Genomic DNA, 14,931 nt, shown 5'->3' on the forward strand with positions numbered 1-14,931 from the left:
GCCCGCCGACGTGACGGGGGATCCAGGACACCACAACTGTGTTCAGGAACCACGTGCCACACGAACCCTGACTTTCCCTCCGCGAGTGCCGTGTGACACGTGGATCAGTAACACAGTTGTCTCGTCCTGGATCCCCCGTCACGTCGGCGGGCGTAGCCAATCTGACCGGCCCGGCGGTGTCAAGCCGGGCGTTTCGCAACCACACGCTCGAATGATGCGGCTTGATACCGCCGGGCCGGTCTGATTCCGTCAGGCGACGATGTGACGGGGGATTCAGGACATGGCGACCAAAAAGCAGACCGCAGCCCGCGCGGGGGGTTGGTGATCCCCCGGAGCCGAGGCCCGCCGGAGGCTGCTCTTGACTTTCCAACCCGCGCACCGCGACACGGTCGCCCACCCCGAATCCGCAACCACCCTCACAGCCCGCAGCCGCCAACGCGCCAGCACCCCGCTCAGCGAACTGCGACTCCCCGCGGACTTTCACCACCATGGCCGAAGGTCGTATCAAGCCTTTCAACCACAGGCCAGCCGCCACCATCAGTCCCAGCCCAGCCCTGGTCCAAGCCCCAGCCCAAGCCCCAGCCCAAGCCCAAGCCCCAGCCCCAGCCCCCAGTGACCAGCCCTAGCCAGGCAGTTCCACCGACAGCCCATGCCGGAAGACATTGCGCGGATCGTACTTCGCCTTGACCTGCTGCAACCGCGGGTAGTTCCCCTGGTAGTAGAGGTCGTGCCACGGCACCCCCGACGTGTTCCACGCCGGGTCGGCCAGGTCGGTGTCCGGGTAGTTGATGTACGAGCCGTCGTTGACGTCGTTCGGCACCGGCACGCCGCCGGTCGCGGAGTAGACGCTGCGGTAGAAGCGCCGCACCCAGTCCACGTTGTCGGCGTCGTCGGGCTCGGCCAGCCAGTGGTTCGAGAAGACGGCCTTCATGACGACCGAGCGCTGCGCCAGCGCCGTGGCGTCCGGTGCCACCGCCTGGACCTGGCCGCCGTAGCCGATGAGCAGGAAGCCGGAGCCCGCGGTGCCGCTCGGGTCGGTCAGGCCCGTGTAGATCGCGGAGAGCTGGTCGGCGGAGAAGGACTTCTTCAGGTACGCGGCCTTGATCTTGTAGCGGCGGGTCAGCTTGTCGCCGCCCTCGCCGTCGGTGGGCCACGTCGTCATGTGCAGCCAGGGGAACACGGCGCCCTGGTTGACGTACGGCTTGACCGTGGTGCCGGCCGTGACCGCGTCGATCAGGCCCTGGAGGGTGGCGCCGATGTTCGGGAGGCTCGCGTCGGCCTGGACCGCCATGAGGAAGGTGCCGGACAGGCGGTTGCCGACGTTGAGGACGGCGTACAGGCCGGTGCCCGGGGCGCCGGGGGCGCTGTTCTGCTCGTGCCAGACCCCGAAGTTGCGGACGATGGTGCTGAACTCCGCCTCGGTCATGGAGGCGTCGAACGGCCACTCCACCAGCCAGAACAGCATCTCGCCGGGCGCCGGCGGCAGCTGCCCGGCCGGGTCGGTCCCGACCGCGTCCGGTGAGCGGAACCAGAACCGGGTCACGATGCCGAAGTTGCCGCCGCCCCCGCCGGTGTGGGCCCACCACAGGTCGTGGTTCGGGTCGTCCGGCTCGCGGGTGGCGACGACCGTGCGGACGGTGCCGTCGGCGGCGACCACCACGACCTCGACCGCGTAGAGGTGGTCCACGACGGAGCCGTAGCGGCGGGACAGCGGGCCGTACCCGCCGCCGACGAAGTGGCCGCCGGCGCCCATGTGCGGGCAGCCGCCGGCCGGCAGGGTGACGCCCCAGCCCTTGAAAAGCGCCGTGTAGACCTCGCCGACGCGCGCGCCGGCCTGGATCGAGAACGCGCGCATCACCGGGTCGTAGCCGACGGCGTTCATCGGCGACATGTCCAGCAGGAGCTTGATGCCGGGGTCGGCGGTGAAGTTCTCGAAGCAGTGGCCGCCGCTGCGCGCCGCGATCCACCGGCCGGAGCGGACCGCGTCGGTGACGGCGCGGACCACGTCCTGGGTGCAGGTCACGACGCGGACCTCGTCGGGATGGCCGACGAAGCGGAAGTTGTCGCCGCGCAGCAGACTGTCGTAGCGGACGTCGCCGGGTTTGACGGTCACCGGGGGCAGGCCGCCGGCGGTGGTGGCGGTATCAGCGTTCGTGTATGTGTTCGCGTTCGCGTTCGCGTTCGTGTACGCGTTCGGGTGAGTGCTCGCGTCCGTGGTCGCCGCCTCGGCGGTCGTCGCCCCGAAGCCGGCGAGCGCGCCCGACCCGACCGCCACGGCCCCGGCCCGCCCCAGCAGCCCGCGCCGGCTCAGTGCGCCCTGTCCGTCGCTCATTCGATCCTCCATCAGCGTCACTACAAACCTCTGATGTCAGAGAACTTACACGCCTCGGGCTCCGAAGGGGCGCGCTCAGACCGGGAACTCGATGTGCGGCAGCACCGCCAGCCCGGGCCCGAACCGCGTCGGGATCGGCGGCTCGTCCCCCGCGGCGAGCAGCGGCGGCTCGGCGAAGTCCAGCTCGAACTCCGCGCGGTGCAGCGCCATCAGATCCGGTGCCGACGGCAACGCGGGCTGCTCCACGACCAGCAACGGCCGCTCCAGCACCGGCGCCAGCAGGTCCAGCACGCCGTCCACCGGCGCGGGCTGCGCGGGCTCCCGCAGATCGAGGAACGCCGGCGCCGCGACCTCGACGGTCTTGGCCGCGGCCGCCTCCGCCACCTGCCGCGCGGCGTCCTCGGCGGCCGCGATCGCCTTCGACGCGGCGTCCACGACCGCCACGACCTCGGCGACGGTCTCCGGGAGGACCACCTCGGTCGACGCCAGGGCGCGGAAGGAGACGGTGGCCGCCTCGGCGAGGACGGCGGGCTTGGGGAGCTCGGGGGGTGTGGTGGCGGGGACGAGCTCCGAGGACGAGGTCGACGCCGACCGGCCGAAGACGGCTGGCGAGGAGTCGGTCGGGGCGGGGTCGGGAGCGGGGTTGCCCGATGCGGGTTCGGACACGCGGTCGGGAGCAGCACTGTCCGAAGCGGCTTCGGACGCGAGGTCGGGAGCAGGGTTGGCCGAAGCTGTTTCGGACGCGAGGTCGGGAGCAGCGCTGTCCGATGCGGCCTCGGACGAGAGCTCGGCAGCAGCGCTGTCCGAGGTGACTTCATCCACGACGGCACTGTTCGCAGAGTCGCTCGGCGAGTCAGTGGCCTGACCGGCCGACGCCTGACCGGCCGACGCCCGACCGGCCGGCGCCTCATCGTCGCGCAGCACCGGGAGCGGCTCGGTCGGTGCTCCGTGCGGAGCCGTGTCGGTCCGTATCGCGGGCATGGGCATGGTCATCGCCGCCGCGGCCGCGTCGCGCACCGCGTTGCCGATCACATCGGCGGAGCCGGGGACGACGTTCGGGATCGGCACCGTGCGCGCCGAGTCTGCGCCGGCGTCGGCCGGCACCCGCGGCATCGGCTTGGTCATGGCCACGTCGTCGGCACCGGGATGCACCCGCGGCATCGGCCGCGTCGGGGCCGATGCCCCGTTGGCCGGCTTCGGCATCGGCACGGTCCGTGCGGCGGGCTCGGTCTCGGCCCACACCCTCGGTATTCGCTCGGTCCGTGCGACGGCCGACTCGGCCGCTATGCCGGACTCGGCATCCGGCCCATCCGAGCTGGCATCCGGCCCATCCGGCCCGTCCGGCCCATCCGGCCCATCCGACCTGGCATCCGGCCCAGCACCCGGCCTCCCGGCACCCGGTCCCCCGGCGTCCGGCCCGCCATCCGGCTCGGCGACGGCTCGCGCAGCCTCCACGCCGGCCTCCGCCTCAGACCCCGCATCGCTCACCGCGGCCTTCACCTCCCCCTCACCGCCAGCAGGCACGTTGCGGTTCTTCTCGTCGGGCTCCATCGTCCCGGGTTCGATCCGGACAGTATGCGTCGTCGCTTCGTTCACCGGCATCAGGGGCTCGCGGGGTCGTCGTTCCGGGTGCTCCGGGCGTGGAGTTCGCGGAGCTCGTCGTCGTCGGGGAAGTGGTCGACGGTGCGTTTGATCAGGCTGCGGGCCTTCGGGTAGAGGTGCCAGTGGAAGGGCTGCATGCCGTCGGGGTCGGCGTTCGGAGTGCGGGTGAGGTTCAGGGTGGCGTTCGGGTCCTCCTCCAGCTGCACCGCCTCCTCCAGCAACGCCGCGCACAGTCCATAATGCCGCGTCTCGTACTGGAACGTGGCCTCGTTCTTCCACAGCGCGATCATCAGGGCCCGCAGTTCGGGGGTGTCGCGGTAGGCCAGTGCGGTGCGCAGGCGGGTCGCCCGCTCGTGGAAGGGCTTCGGGTGCTCCTCGTCCATGGCCTGGGCGATCAGCTGGTGGGCGATCTGGTGCGGCGCCGCGGCGTCGGCGTCGCCGCTCCACTGCGGGTCGGCCAGCAGCGACCACGCCATGCGGTCCAGGGCCAGCGGACGCCGCCCGGCCACCGCCGCCGAACACGCCAGCAGGCCCAGCGCCCGCGACAGCCCGGCCTGGTACTCCGGCTTCGGGTCGATCTCACTGAGCTCCTGCCACCACTGCACCGCCTCCAGCAGGTCCCCGTCGGGACCCGGCCGGGTCAGGGAGCCGGCCCGCTCGGCGAGCACCACCTCCAGCAGCGCGAACGCCTCCGGGTCGTCCGGCGTCAGGTCCAGCGCGCGCCGGACGTGGGCGAGGGCCAGCACGTAGTCCTTCTGGACGACGCGCAGTTCGGCGGACTTGCGCGTGTGCGCCACGGCGAGGTCGGCGAGCAGGTCGGCGTCGTCCGGGGCGACGGTGAGCGCCTTCTCCAGCACGGCGATCACGGCCTGCCAGTCGTCCGGCGCCGGCACCGCGATCTCGGTGGTCTTGGCGAGGTCGACGGTCCGGGCCGCGGCTCCGAGCTCGACGGTGCGGGCCTCGCTGTCGGGACCGCCGCCGTCCCCGCTCCGGCCGCCGGCCGCCGAACCGCCGGCGCCGGCCGCGTCGCCGCCGCGCACCGGCCGCCCCAGCACGACCCGCGCCGCGTTCAGCCCGGACTCCGCCGCGATCTCGACCAGCATGGACTCGGGCGCCGTATCAGGAGTCAGCGACGCCGCCCGCGCTATGCAGTCCAGCGCGTCGGCCCACTGCTCGTCCAGATGCAGCTCCATGCCCCGCATCACGAGCGTCTTGCGCAGCAGGACGGTCCACTCCTCGCCGCGGTCCTCCTCCGCGACGGTGTCCAGCGCCGCGATCGCCGCCTTGAACCGCCCGTCCTCGTACAGGTAGTGCTGCGGCCCGAGTTCGCCGTAGAGCGCGACGGTCCGGTTCCGCTCGGCCTCCTCGTCGCCGGACGCCTCGGCCTCGGCCATCTCGGCCAGCTCCGCGGCGCGCAGCGTGTCGGCCAGGTCCCGCCACTCCAGCAGCGCCGGGGTCTCCGGCTGCTCCCGCAGCAGCCGGTCCAGCGTCGGGCTGAGGATCGGGTTGGTCTCGCAGGCGAACACGTCCATCCCGAGCCGCACGGTCCAGGCGTCGGCCTCCTCGCCGGTCCGCCCGTTGGCCTCGTCGACGGCGCGTAGGGTGTCGCGCAGTTCCTCCATCAGGGACCCGCGGTCGGCGACGAACCGCTCCTGTCCCGGGGCCAGCGCCTCCGGGGTCGCGCCGGTGGCCTGCGGCCGGAAGTCGGGCGCGTAGAGCGCCGAGACCAGGCAGCCGATCGTCCACATCCAGTGCTCGGCGCTGCCGGTGGTCCGCGCGATCCGGTAGGCGGCCAGGCCGAGGGCGTGCAGCAGCCGGGGGTTCGTCGGGGCGTCGCGGACCAGGCGCAGGTAGCCGTCGAAGGCCTCCTGGTTCCGCTGCTCCTCGGCGTGCTGGCGCGCCTCGTACTCGGCGAGCGCTTCCAGGGCGGCCAGGGCCTGCGGCTGGTCGGGCCGCACCTGGAGGGCCTGCCGCAGGTCGCCGAGCGCCAGGTACGGCTCGCCGCGGCGGATGGCCTCGGCGGCGCGGCGGATGAGCAGGTCGACGCGTTCGGCCTCGGCGTCGGCGGGCAGCCGTTCCAGGGCGCCGTCCAGGTCGCCGGCCTCGGCGCGCAGCATGGCGAGCTGGCGGCGCAGGCGCGGGGTGAGGCCGGTGCCGTGCAGGGCGGTGGCCCACTTCGTCAGGATGCGTTCGGCCTCGGTCGGTATGCCGGCGCGGCGGGCGGCGTAGAGGACGGCGTGCAGCGCCGACTCGACGCAGCGCTCGCAACGGTGGGAGTGCGTCTCCGTGGGCCGGAACAGGTGCGCGTCGCAGCCTTCGCGGCCGCAGCCGGCACAGGTCGCGGCGGCCTCCCGGGTGCACTCAACGCCGACCGCGGTGGCGCACAGCGGGCCGGGCGCCTCGGCCACGGCCGCCTCGGCGGCCTTCTTCGCGGCGGCGCGCTCGCCGGCCAGGGCTATCTCGTTGACGTCCAGGGTCAGCGTGCTCTCGGCGTCGTCCTCGCCCGCGCCGCCGCGCTCGGAATCGGCGTCCTCCGAAGCCGCCGATTCCGCGCCCGCGACCGGGGCCACGTCGTTGTCCAGGAAGCGTCTGTACCAGAGCACCGCTTCGGCCCATTCCCCGGTCCGCTCGGCGACCAGGGCCCGCACCCGCGCGATCTCCGGGTCGCAGCCGGGATCGGCGGGCAGGCCGGCGAGCAGCGCCACCGCCTGGTCGACGCGGCCCTCGACGAGCGCGGCCACGGCCAGGTGGCAGCGGTCGCGCACGGGGCCGGCGGGGTCGAGGAAGTCCGGCAGGTTCGCGGTCGTCCCGCCGGCCAGGTCGACCAGGGCCCGCAGCCGGTTCTGGCGGGTGCGGTGCGTGTCCACCCGCGCCTCGACCGGCAGCGAGGCGGCCAGGTCCAGGGCCGCCGCCGCCTTCTCGCGGTTCTCGGGCAGCTCGCGCCCGGCCAGCAGCAGCCACGCCGCCTCCCGCAGCGCGGCCTCGCGCAGCGCCGCGCGGCGTTCGGTGGCCTCGGGGGCGTCCAGCAGCGCGAGCTGCAGTTGGATGCGCGCGGCGGTGGGGTCGCTGTCGAGCAGTCTGCGGGCCTCGCGGTCGCGGGCCACGGCGATCCACTCGCGCAGTTCGCCGGTGCGCAGCTTCTCCCAGGTCTCCAGGGCGCCGGCCGGGTTGCTGGCCCGCAGCTGCGCCAGTCCGTAGTGGAACGACGCCATTCCGCCCCAGTAGGAGGACTCCTCCGCCTCCGGGTGCAGCAGTTCCTCGGCCTCGTCCCGGCGGCCGGCGGCGAGCAGCACCGCACCGAGCCGGATGCGCGCGGCCCGCGAGGTGTTGTCGTGCCGCAGCGCCGCCTGGTAGTGCGCGATCGCCTCGGCCGGGCGGCCGGACTGCTCGCGCAGCAGGGCCAGGCCGAGGCGGGCCGGGGCGAAGGCGGATTCCACCGCCAGCGCCGTCGAGAAGTGGCTCCAGGCCTGGTAGTCGGCACCGAGCTGGACCGAGAGCCGGCCCAGCGAGTAGTGCACGCGCGGGTCCTGCGGGGCGACGTCCGCGGCGGCGCGCAGGTCGCGCTCGGCCTGTTCGGTGCGGCCCATCTGCTGGTGCGCCAGGCCCCGGAACAGCATCGCCTCCGGGCGCAGCCACGGACCGCGCGACCAGGGCGAGGCCGGGCCGGTGCCGCGGCGCTCGGCTTCGTCGTAGGCTGATATCGCCTGGTCGTAGCGGCGCAGGGTGCTGAGCTGGATGCCCCATCGGAACCACAGTTCCCCGCTGCCGCCGGGCACCCAGGCGGCCAGCAGGTCCTCGGCCTCCTTCACCCGGCCGTCGCGGCGCAGCATGGTGGTCAGGGCCAGCACCGGCCAGTCCACCCCGGGCAGGGCGGCCAGCGCCGCCCGGGCGGTGGCCTCGCGCTGGGCGTTCGGGCCGGTCAGGCAGCGCTCCTGGAGCCAGACGATGGTGCGGACCGCGGTCTCCTCGTCGCCGGCCTCGACGCCGTAGGCGAGGGCCTGCAGGAAGTCGATCACCGGCCGCAGGTCGCCGTCCTCGACGCGGAGCCGCTCCTCGGCGAACTGGCGCACCAGCCAGCGGGGCAGCTGCCGGAAGGGCTCGGTCAGCAGCGGGTAGGCCTCGCGGAAGCGGGCCATGGCGTCGGTGAAGATCCCCATCGCGAGGATGGTCTCGGCCTCGCCGAGCAGGGCCAGGCCGCGGTAGTGCCGCACGTCCTCAGGGGCCGTCGACAACCTCCGCGCCAGCCTGGCGTACCGGTCGCGGGCCCGCTCCATCTGCCCGGCCGCCGCGAGGTCCTCGGCCCTCGCGAACTCCTGGGTGATCCACTGCGGGTCCGTCCCACGTCCACGCCCACGCAAGGCCACACCGTCCCATCGACTCGTATCGCTGGCTACAGCTTGACATACGGGCCCGCCACCGCGCCGGACCGGATTCCGGCCGGTCCGCGCCGACCTCGGGATTTCCCGGGCGATGCCACGTAGTTCACCTTCATTACAGACGTCGCTCACATCGCGTTGCGTTCCATCGGCCCGGTGCCGGCCTTCCACGGGTACCCCGTCCGCGCGGGCGGACGCGCCGTCGCGCCGGAATGGCCCGCGACGGCGAAGCAGCTGCACGCGCGCCCGAACACGGTGCGCTACCGGCTGCGGCGTTGGAGGAGCGGACGGGGCGGCCTCGGTCGGATCCGCGACGGCTGACGGAGTCGAGCCCGGCCTACGAGATCGAGCTGCGGCAGGCGGGGGTCGTCGAGCGGGTCATCGAGAGGTGACCTCCGCAGGCTCCGCGCCGCGTCGGCCCCACACCTGGAATATCCGGGGCTGAGCGATCACCGTCTCCGGGTCGGCGGCGAGCGCCTCCAACTCCGCGTGCAGGGCCGCGATCTCGTCGCGCTCCGCCAGACCGGCGCCGAGGAGCGCGTCGGCGATGTTGGCGAGCGTCAGGGTGTGGAGGGTCTTGGCGCGGCCGGTGACGTGCGCCGGGTGCGCCAGGCTAAGGTCGATCCCGGTCAGCCCGGCCCGCCGGAACAGCCCCGGGAGCTTCGGGCCGATCGCCGGATCCCCGCCCCGGTGCCGGTGCAGATCGGCGTGGATGCTCCGATATCGGTCGAAACCCGCGGCCGGCGGGTGGCAGAACACGCCGTCCCAGTCCAGGTCCTCGACGACCACCAGCCCGCCCCGGCGTGTCACCCGCACCATCTCCCGCAGGGCGTCGAGCGGCTCCGGCAGATGCGTCAGCAGCAGGCGGGCGTAGGCGACGTCGAAGTGTTCGTCCTCGAAGGGCAGCCGGACCGCGTCGCCGGTCTGGAACTCGACGTTGTCCAGGCCGTCGGCCTCGGCGTCGCGGCGGGCCAGGTCCACGATCGCGGGGTCGATGTCCACGCCGACCACCCGGCCGAGCGGCCCGACGGCGTGCGCCAGCTGCCGTGAGGCGTGTCCGCCGCCGGCGCCGACCTCCACGCACCGTGCGCTCTCCGCGACCCCGCTGCGGCGCAGCAGCTCCGCCGTGCCGTCGCGATACGCCAGGTCGAGGACGTCCAAGCGGTCCTTTCCCGCTTGGCCTCCGCGGATCATGTAGCCGCCGACAACGCTCCCGGACTTCATAGGGCTCCCCGTGGACCGCGGCCCCCTCGCGGCGGCCGTCACCGTTGTGAACGTCGGCCAACATAGAATCAGTTCCCTGCTATGACCGGATAGCAGGGAACCGGTTCGGCGCCCCGCCGTCAGTCCCGTCCCCGCGCCGTCTTGATGAACACCGGGTTCGTCAGCGCCGCCATCGGCCCGAACAACAACGCGTCCCCCATCGTGTTGCCCTGGCCCGGAGTCCCGTCGGCCATCGGGTGGCGGATCTCGGCGCGGACGTAGGCGGCGAGGGAGGGGGTGGTACGCCAGACGACGACGCCGTCGCCGTCGGCGTCCAGCGACTGCTGGAACATCTGGCCCTCGTCGGTGATCAGGCGGACGGTGCCGTTGGGCACGCCGTGGGCTTCGAGGCGGACGTCGATCGGGGCGAGGGCGGGGAGGGTGATGGTCTCGCCGATGCCCGCGTGCTCGCCGCCGCCGGTGACACTGAAGTCCAGCTTCACCGCGGACGACTCGGCGATCCAGCTGCGGCCGGCGCGCAGGCCGTCCATGACCGAGCCGGTGGACAGGTCGTCGGCGTGGACGACGTTGTGGGGCAGGCCGATGACGTTCGGGACGCTGTGCGCGTCGCTGTTGCCCATCGCCGGGATCCAGCGCTTGCCCTCGCGGACGGCTTCGCCGAGCTTCTGGTCCCAGGTGCTGACCGCGTGTTCGTCGTCGTAGGTCCAGGGGCCGGTCCAGACCTCGGTGGCGTCGGCGTCGTCGAAGCCGAACTTCCACTGGCAGGCCACGTACGCGCAGTACATGTGCGCGGGCACCACCAGACCGCCGTGCCGGCGGACCTGGCGGGCGAAGCGGGAGAAGGCGTCGTCGCGGGAGCGGTAGCGCCAGTCGATCCACTCGCCGGCCGGCAGGCCCAGCGCCAGCCAGTGGCCGTTGCGGGTGGTCACTTCCTCGCCGGTGATGATCAGCAGGTCCGGGCCCGCGTACTGGCCCCACACCGCGTGCGAGGAGGAGGTGTTGTGGTCCGTGGAGACCATGAAGTCCAGGCCCGCGGCGCGCGCCCCGGCGGCGACCTCGCCCGGCAGGCGACGGCCGTCGGAGTAGACGGTGTGCAGGTGGCAGTCGCCGCGGTACCAGTCGCGGCCGCGGCCCTTGGCCCGGGTCGGCGGATGGTCGGGCACGAAGGCGGTCCCGGGCTCGCCGTAGGTCAGCGTGACCTGGACCTGGTAGTTCAGGCCCTGCGGGGCCACCTGGTACGGGCCCAGGACGATGTGCCAGGTGCCGCGGTTGACGGGGCCGGGCAGGTAGCCCGGGGTGGCGTCGGAGGCGCTGATCGAGAAGGCGGTGCGGAAGCCGCCGGACCAGCCGCGGAAGCCCTTGCCGCCGAGCTCGACGCCGCGCTCGTCGAAGATGCCGATGTCGCAGGAGTTGGCCTTGGTCCCGTTCGGCACGGGGGGCCGGTCGTAGGAGTACTGCACGTCGATCTGGCGGACCCCGGCCGGGATCTCGAGGGGGAGGTACACGAAGTCGGCGGCCCCGGTGTCCAGGTGGCCGCTGATGGTCCGGGTGACCTGTGTGCCGTCGGCCGGGGTGCCGGCGGAGCCGGTGGTGGCGGAGCCGTCGGCGGCGTGGGCGAAGGTCATCGGGCCCAGGGTGAGGGCGGCGGTCGCGGCGCCGGCGGTCAGCACGCCCCGGCGGGACAGGCCGGAGCCGGCGGCGTCCGGCTCGGGCAGCGGGTCGACGTTGTGCTCGCAGTATCCATCAGTGCACATGTCTTCCGACCATCGGCGACGGTGGTGAATGGCACGTGAGATCGAAGCGAAGGGCACAGGGCGGCGCGGGGACCGCCGCAAACAGCCCCCGCGCCGCCGGAAGGTGATCGCAGCCCTTTGAATCCGTGCGCTCAGATCACGCCCTGGGCCACCATCGCGTCCGCGACCCGCTCGAACCCCGCGATGTTGGCGCCGGTCACGTAGTCGCCGGGCGTCCCGTAGTGCTCGGCGGTCTCGAAGCAGGTCTGGTGGATGCTCTGCATGATCCGCGTCAGCTCGCCCTCGACCTGCTCGAAGGTCCAGGTCTCGCGCCCGGCGTTCTGCCGCATCTCCAGTCCGCTGGTCGCCACGCCGCCGGCGTTGGCCGCCTTGCCGGGCCCGAACGCGACGCCGGCCTCCTGGAACAGGCGCACCGCGCCCGGCGTCGCGGGCATGTTCGCCCCCTCCGACACCGCCTTCACGCCGTTGCGGATCAGGGTGCGGGCCGCGTCGGTGTCCAGCTCGTTCTGCGTCGCCGAGGGCAGGGCGATGTCGGCCGGGACGTCCCACACCGAGCCGTCCTTCACGAACGTCGCCGAGGGCCCGCGCCGGTCGGCGTAGTCCGAGACCCGGCCGCGCTCGTGCTCCTTCACCTGCTTGAGCAGTTCGAGGTCGATGCCGTGGTCGTCGAAGACGTAGCCGCCGGAGTCGGAGACGGTCACCACGGTGGCGCCCAGCGCCTGCGCCTTCTCGATCGAGTAGATGGCGACGTTGCCGCTGCCGGAGACCACGACCTGCTGGCCGTCCAGGTCCTCGCCGCGGGTCTTCAGCATCTCCTGGGTGAAGACCACGTTCCCGTACCCGGTGGCCTCGGTGCGCCCGGCCGAGCCGCCCCAGTCCAGGCCCTTGCCGGTCAGCACCCCGGCCTCCCAGCGCCGGGTGATGCGCCGGTACTGGCCGAACATGTAGCCGATCTCGCGGCCGCCCACGCCGATGTCGCCGGCCGGCACGTCGATGTCGGCGCCGAGGTGCCGGTGCAGTTCGGTCATGAACGACTGGGCGAACCGCATCACCTCGAAGTCCGAGCGGCCGTGCGGGTCGAAGTCGCTGCCGCCCTTGCCGCCGCCCATGTTCAGGCCGGTCAGGGCGTTCTTGAAGATCTGCTCGAAGCCGAGGAACTTCACCGTCCCCAGCGTCACGCTCGGGTGGAAGCGCAGCCCGCCCTTGTAGGGACCCAGGGCGCTGTTGAACTCGATGCGGAACCCGCGGTTGACGTGGATCTCGCCCTCGTCGTCGGTCCACGGCACCCGGAAGAGGAACTGCCGCTCGGGCTCCACGATCCGCTCCAGGACGTGGGCGTCGGCCAGATCGGGGCGGGCGTCCAGCACCGGAGCGAGGCTCTCCAGGACCTCGCGGACGGCCTGGTGGAACTCCGGCTCACCGGGGTTGCGGCGCAGGATCTCGGCGTAGATGTCCTCGATGCGGGCCGCGGACGACGCCGACACGGACGGGCTGAAGTGGAAAGACGTCACCGTTGCTCCCTGGGTTCGGATGTCCGAGCGCTGTCGGGGCGCAGTATCGGAAGGGGCCCTCGGGCCGCGCTAGAAGAAATCAAGGGCGGCGCCACCTCGGTGTGGCGCCGCCCGGGGTCCGCGCTCCCCCGAAAGCCGGGATCGGGCCGTCAGTTGACGCCCAGGCTGTAGGTCTCGGACTCCCGGTTGCCCACCGCCGGCGCCGGGGACAGCTTCGCGGCCCGCGCCCAGATCCCGAGGGTCCGCGTGACCAGCATGGCGATCGCCATGAAGACCAGTGCGTCGGTCAGGTCGGCCACGCTCACCTTGTGCGAGACGCCCCAGTGCACCAGCTGGTCCGGCCACCAGTGGGAGTTGCCGTAGGAGAAGACGGCCCGGGCGCCGATGACCACGGTCCACAGCGCCGCGTAGCTCCAGCCCGCCCGGCTGACGGGCTTGCCGGTCTGCGGACTCCGGTAGACCGTCATCAGGGCGATCGCGGCCAGGCCGCAGAGCATGCCCAGCAGGATGCCGGCGATCTGCATCTCCAGGCTGGTCCCCTTCAGGTCCGGCTTCTTGACGAACAGCGGCACGATGACCGCGGCGACCACCAGCGGCCGCACGATGCGCATCGTGCCCACCTTCCGGGCCGGGCCCAGGTCGGTCCCCAGGACCGAGCCCCAGACGGCGGCGTTGACGATCATGGCTTGGGTCAGCTCGGACGCCATATGCGATCTCCGTTCGTGTGTCCTGTGCTTCCGGGTGGCGCGGGACAAGGCCACAGCGGCCGCGCGAAAGGCGGCAACCGGGCGTACCGTCCCAAGGCGGACTGGAGGCCCGCTCGCGCGGCCCTCGCGGCGTGCTCGAACCCTGCTGGAGTCCGGCTCCCACGTCCCCCGCCACCGGCGGATACTGGTGCCCATGCAGCAGAAGATGGCCTGGGCCGGCCGCGCGTTCGGGTTCGTCTGGATCGGGCTGCTCACCATCGGCACCTCGCTCCACGCGCACGACCGGCGCACCCTGACGATCCAGATCGCCGGCTACGCCGTGATCGGCGCGGCGATGCTCGGCTGGGCCCTGATCGAGACCCGCACGCCGCCCAACACCCCGGCCGGCCGCGCCATGATCTTCCTGCTCGCCCTGGTGGCGGGTACCTCCGGTTTCCTGTGCACCAGCCACAACGGCGCCCTGCTGGTCCTGTTCGCCGCCATCGCCGCCCTGATCGCCGGCGGCGACGTCGCCCTGGAGGCGGCCCTGGCCGTGGCCGGCGTCGGCATCTTCGGCGTGATGGCCGGCGCCCTGGCCTTCGGCAGCACCGACGCCGCCGCCCTGATCGGCTTCCCCGCCACCATGCTCAGCGCCCTGTTCATCGGCCGCCACCGCCGCGCGTACCGCGTCCAGGCCGAGCAGGCCACCGCCCTGCTGGAGCGCACCCGGGAACTGCAGGAGCTGCAACGCCACGCCGACGTCCTCGACGAACGCACCCGCATCGCCCGCGAGATCCACGACGTCCTGGCGCACTCCCTGGGCGGACTCAGCATCCAGATCCAGGCGGCCCGCGCGGTGCTGGAGGACGGGAACGTCGGCAAGGCCCTCCAGGTCCTGGACACCGCCCAGCGCATCGCGAGCGACGGCCTCGTGGAGACCAAGCGCGCGGTCCACGCCCTGCGCGCCGACATCGCCCTCGACCAGGAGCTCAGTACCCTGACCAAGACGCACAACAGCCAGTACGGTTCGGAGGTGGACCTCCGGATCGACGGTGAGCCGCGCGAACTCCCGCCGGCCGCGACCATGGCGCTCCTCCGCGTCGCGCAGGAGGCGCTCGTCAACGCCGCGAAGCACGCCGCCGGCGAACCCATCGGGCTGATCCTCGCCTATGACGACGGCGAAGTCCGCCTCACTGTCACCAACGCGATCGCCGACGGCGCGCCCAGCGCCCTGAAGACGGTCAACGGCGGCTACGGCCTCACCGGCATGAAGGAGCGCCTGCTGCTGATCGGCGGCTCCCTCGACGCCGAGCGTCGTGACGACACCTGGACGGTCGTCGCCACCGCACCGACCCCGGGCCCGGGCCCGGGCCCGGCGCCAGCCCCGGGCTCAGCGCCAGCCTCCGCCTCCGCCTCCGCCTCCGCGGCATGAGAAACGCCGCGGAC

9 protein-coding genes are annotated in these 14,931 nt (G+C 72.9%); 2 read left to right on the top strand and 7 right to left on the bottom strand.

What is annotated here, in order from left to right; all coding sequences use genetic code 11:
* Positions 1-622 precede the first annotated feature (622 nt).
* The 3 genes from ABD466_RS26565 to ABD466_RS26575 all read right to left on the bottom strand — a co-directional run bounded on the left by ABD466_RS26565 (position 623) and on the right by ABD466_RS26575 (position 8,292).
* Positions 623-2,332, bottom strand: a complete 1,710-nt coding sequence (locus tag ABD466_RS26565) for an FAD-binding oxidoreductase (RefSeq protein WP_344659903.1) — start codon at positions 2,330-2,332, stop codon at positions 623-625.
* 75 nt (positions 2,333-2,407) lie between these two features.
* Complete coding sequence (locus ABD466_RS26570; RefSeq protein ID WP_344659904.1) at positions 2,408-3,535, bottom strand: hypothetical protein; 1,128 nt, start codon at positions 3,533-3,535, stop codon at positions 2,408-2,410.
* 398 nt (positions 3,536-3,933) lie between these two features.
* Positions 3,934-8,292 carry a tetratricopeptide repeat protein gene (locus tag ABD466_RS26575; RefSeq protein ID WP_344659905.1) on the bottom strand — a complete coding sequence of 1,453 codons (4,359 nt, stop codon included), beginning with the start codon at positions 8,290-8,292 and terminating at the stop codon, positions 3,934-3,936.
* A 174-nt stretch (positions 8,293-8,466) separates the two neighbouring features.
* Between ABD466_RS26575 and ABD466_RS44465 the strand changes: the two genes are divergently transcribed.
* On the top strand, positions 8,467-8,631 hold the full coding sequence (locus tag ABD466_RS44465; protein WP_425558744.1) for a helix-turn-helix domain-containing protein: 165 nt from the start codon (positions 8,467-8,469) through the stop codon (positions 8,629-8,631).
* Positions 8,632-8,688: 57 nt separating this feature from the next.
* Here the strand turns inward: ABD466_RS44465 and ABD466_RS26580 are convergent, their stop codons facing one another.
* The 4 genes from ABD466_RS26580 to ABD466_RS26595 form a co-directional block, all read right to left on the bottom strand.
* Positions 8,689-9,534, bottom strand: coding sequence for a methyltransferase domain-containing protein (locus tag ABD466_RS26580; protein ID WP_344659906.1), 846 nt, complete (start codon positions 9,532-9,534; stop codon positions 8,689-8,691).
* A 119-nt stretch (positions 9,535-9,653) separates the two neighbouring features.
* Positions 9,654-11,288, bottom strand: a complete 1,635-nt coding sequence (locus ABD466_RS26585) for a CehA/McbA family metallohydrolase (RefSeq protein ID WP_344659907.1) — start codon at positions 11,286-11,288, stop codon at positions 9,654-9,656.
* A gap of 131 nt (positions 11,289-11,419) precedes the next feature.
* Positions 11,420-12,772 (bottom strand): NADP-specific glutamate dehydrogenase, encoded by a 1,353-nt coding sequence (gene gdhA / locus ABD466_RS26590; protein ID WP_425558745.1) that lies wholly within the window; start codon positions 12,770-12,772, stop codon positions 11,420-11,422.
* Between the two features lie 176 nt (positions 12,773-12,948).
* Complete coding sequence (locus tag ABD466_RS26595; protein WP_344659909.1) at positions 12,949-13,506, bottom strand: hypothetical protein; 558 nt, start codon at positions 13,504-13,506, stop codon at positions 12,949-12,951.
* A gap of 193 nt (positions 13,507-13,699) precedes the next feature.
* On the opposite strand from ABD466_RS26595, the gene ABD466_RS26600 reads away from it, so the two are divergent.
* A complete protein-coding gene (locus ABD466_RS26600; protein WP_344659910.1) occupies positions 13,700-14,917 on the top strand; it encodes a sensor histidine kinase in 1,218 nt (405 codons plus the stop codon).
* The last annotated feature ends 14 nt before the right edge of the window (positions 14,918-14,931 follow it).

The organism is Catenulispora subtropica, assembly GCF_039531675.1.
Lineage (GTDB): Bacteria > Actinomycetota > Actinomycetes > Streptomycetales > Catenulisporaceae > Catenulispora > Catenulispora subtropica.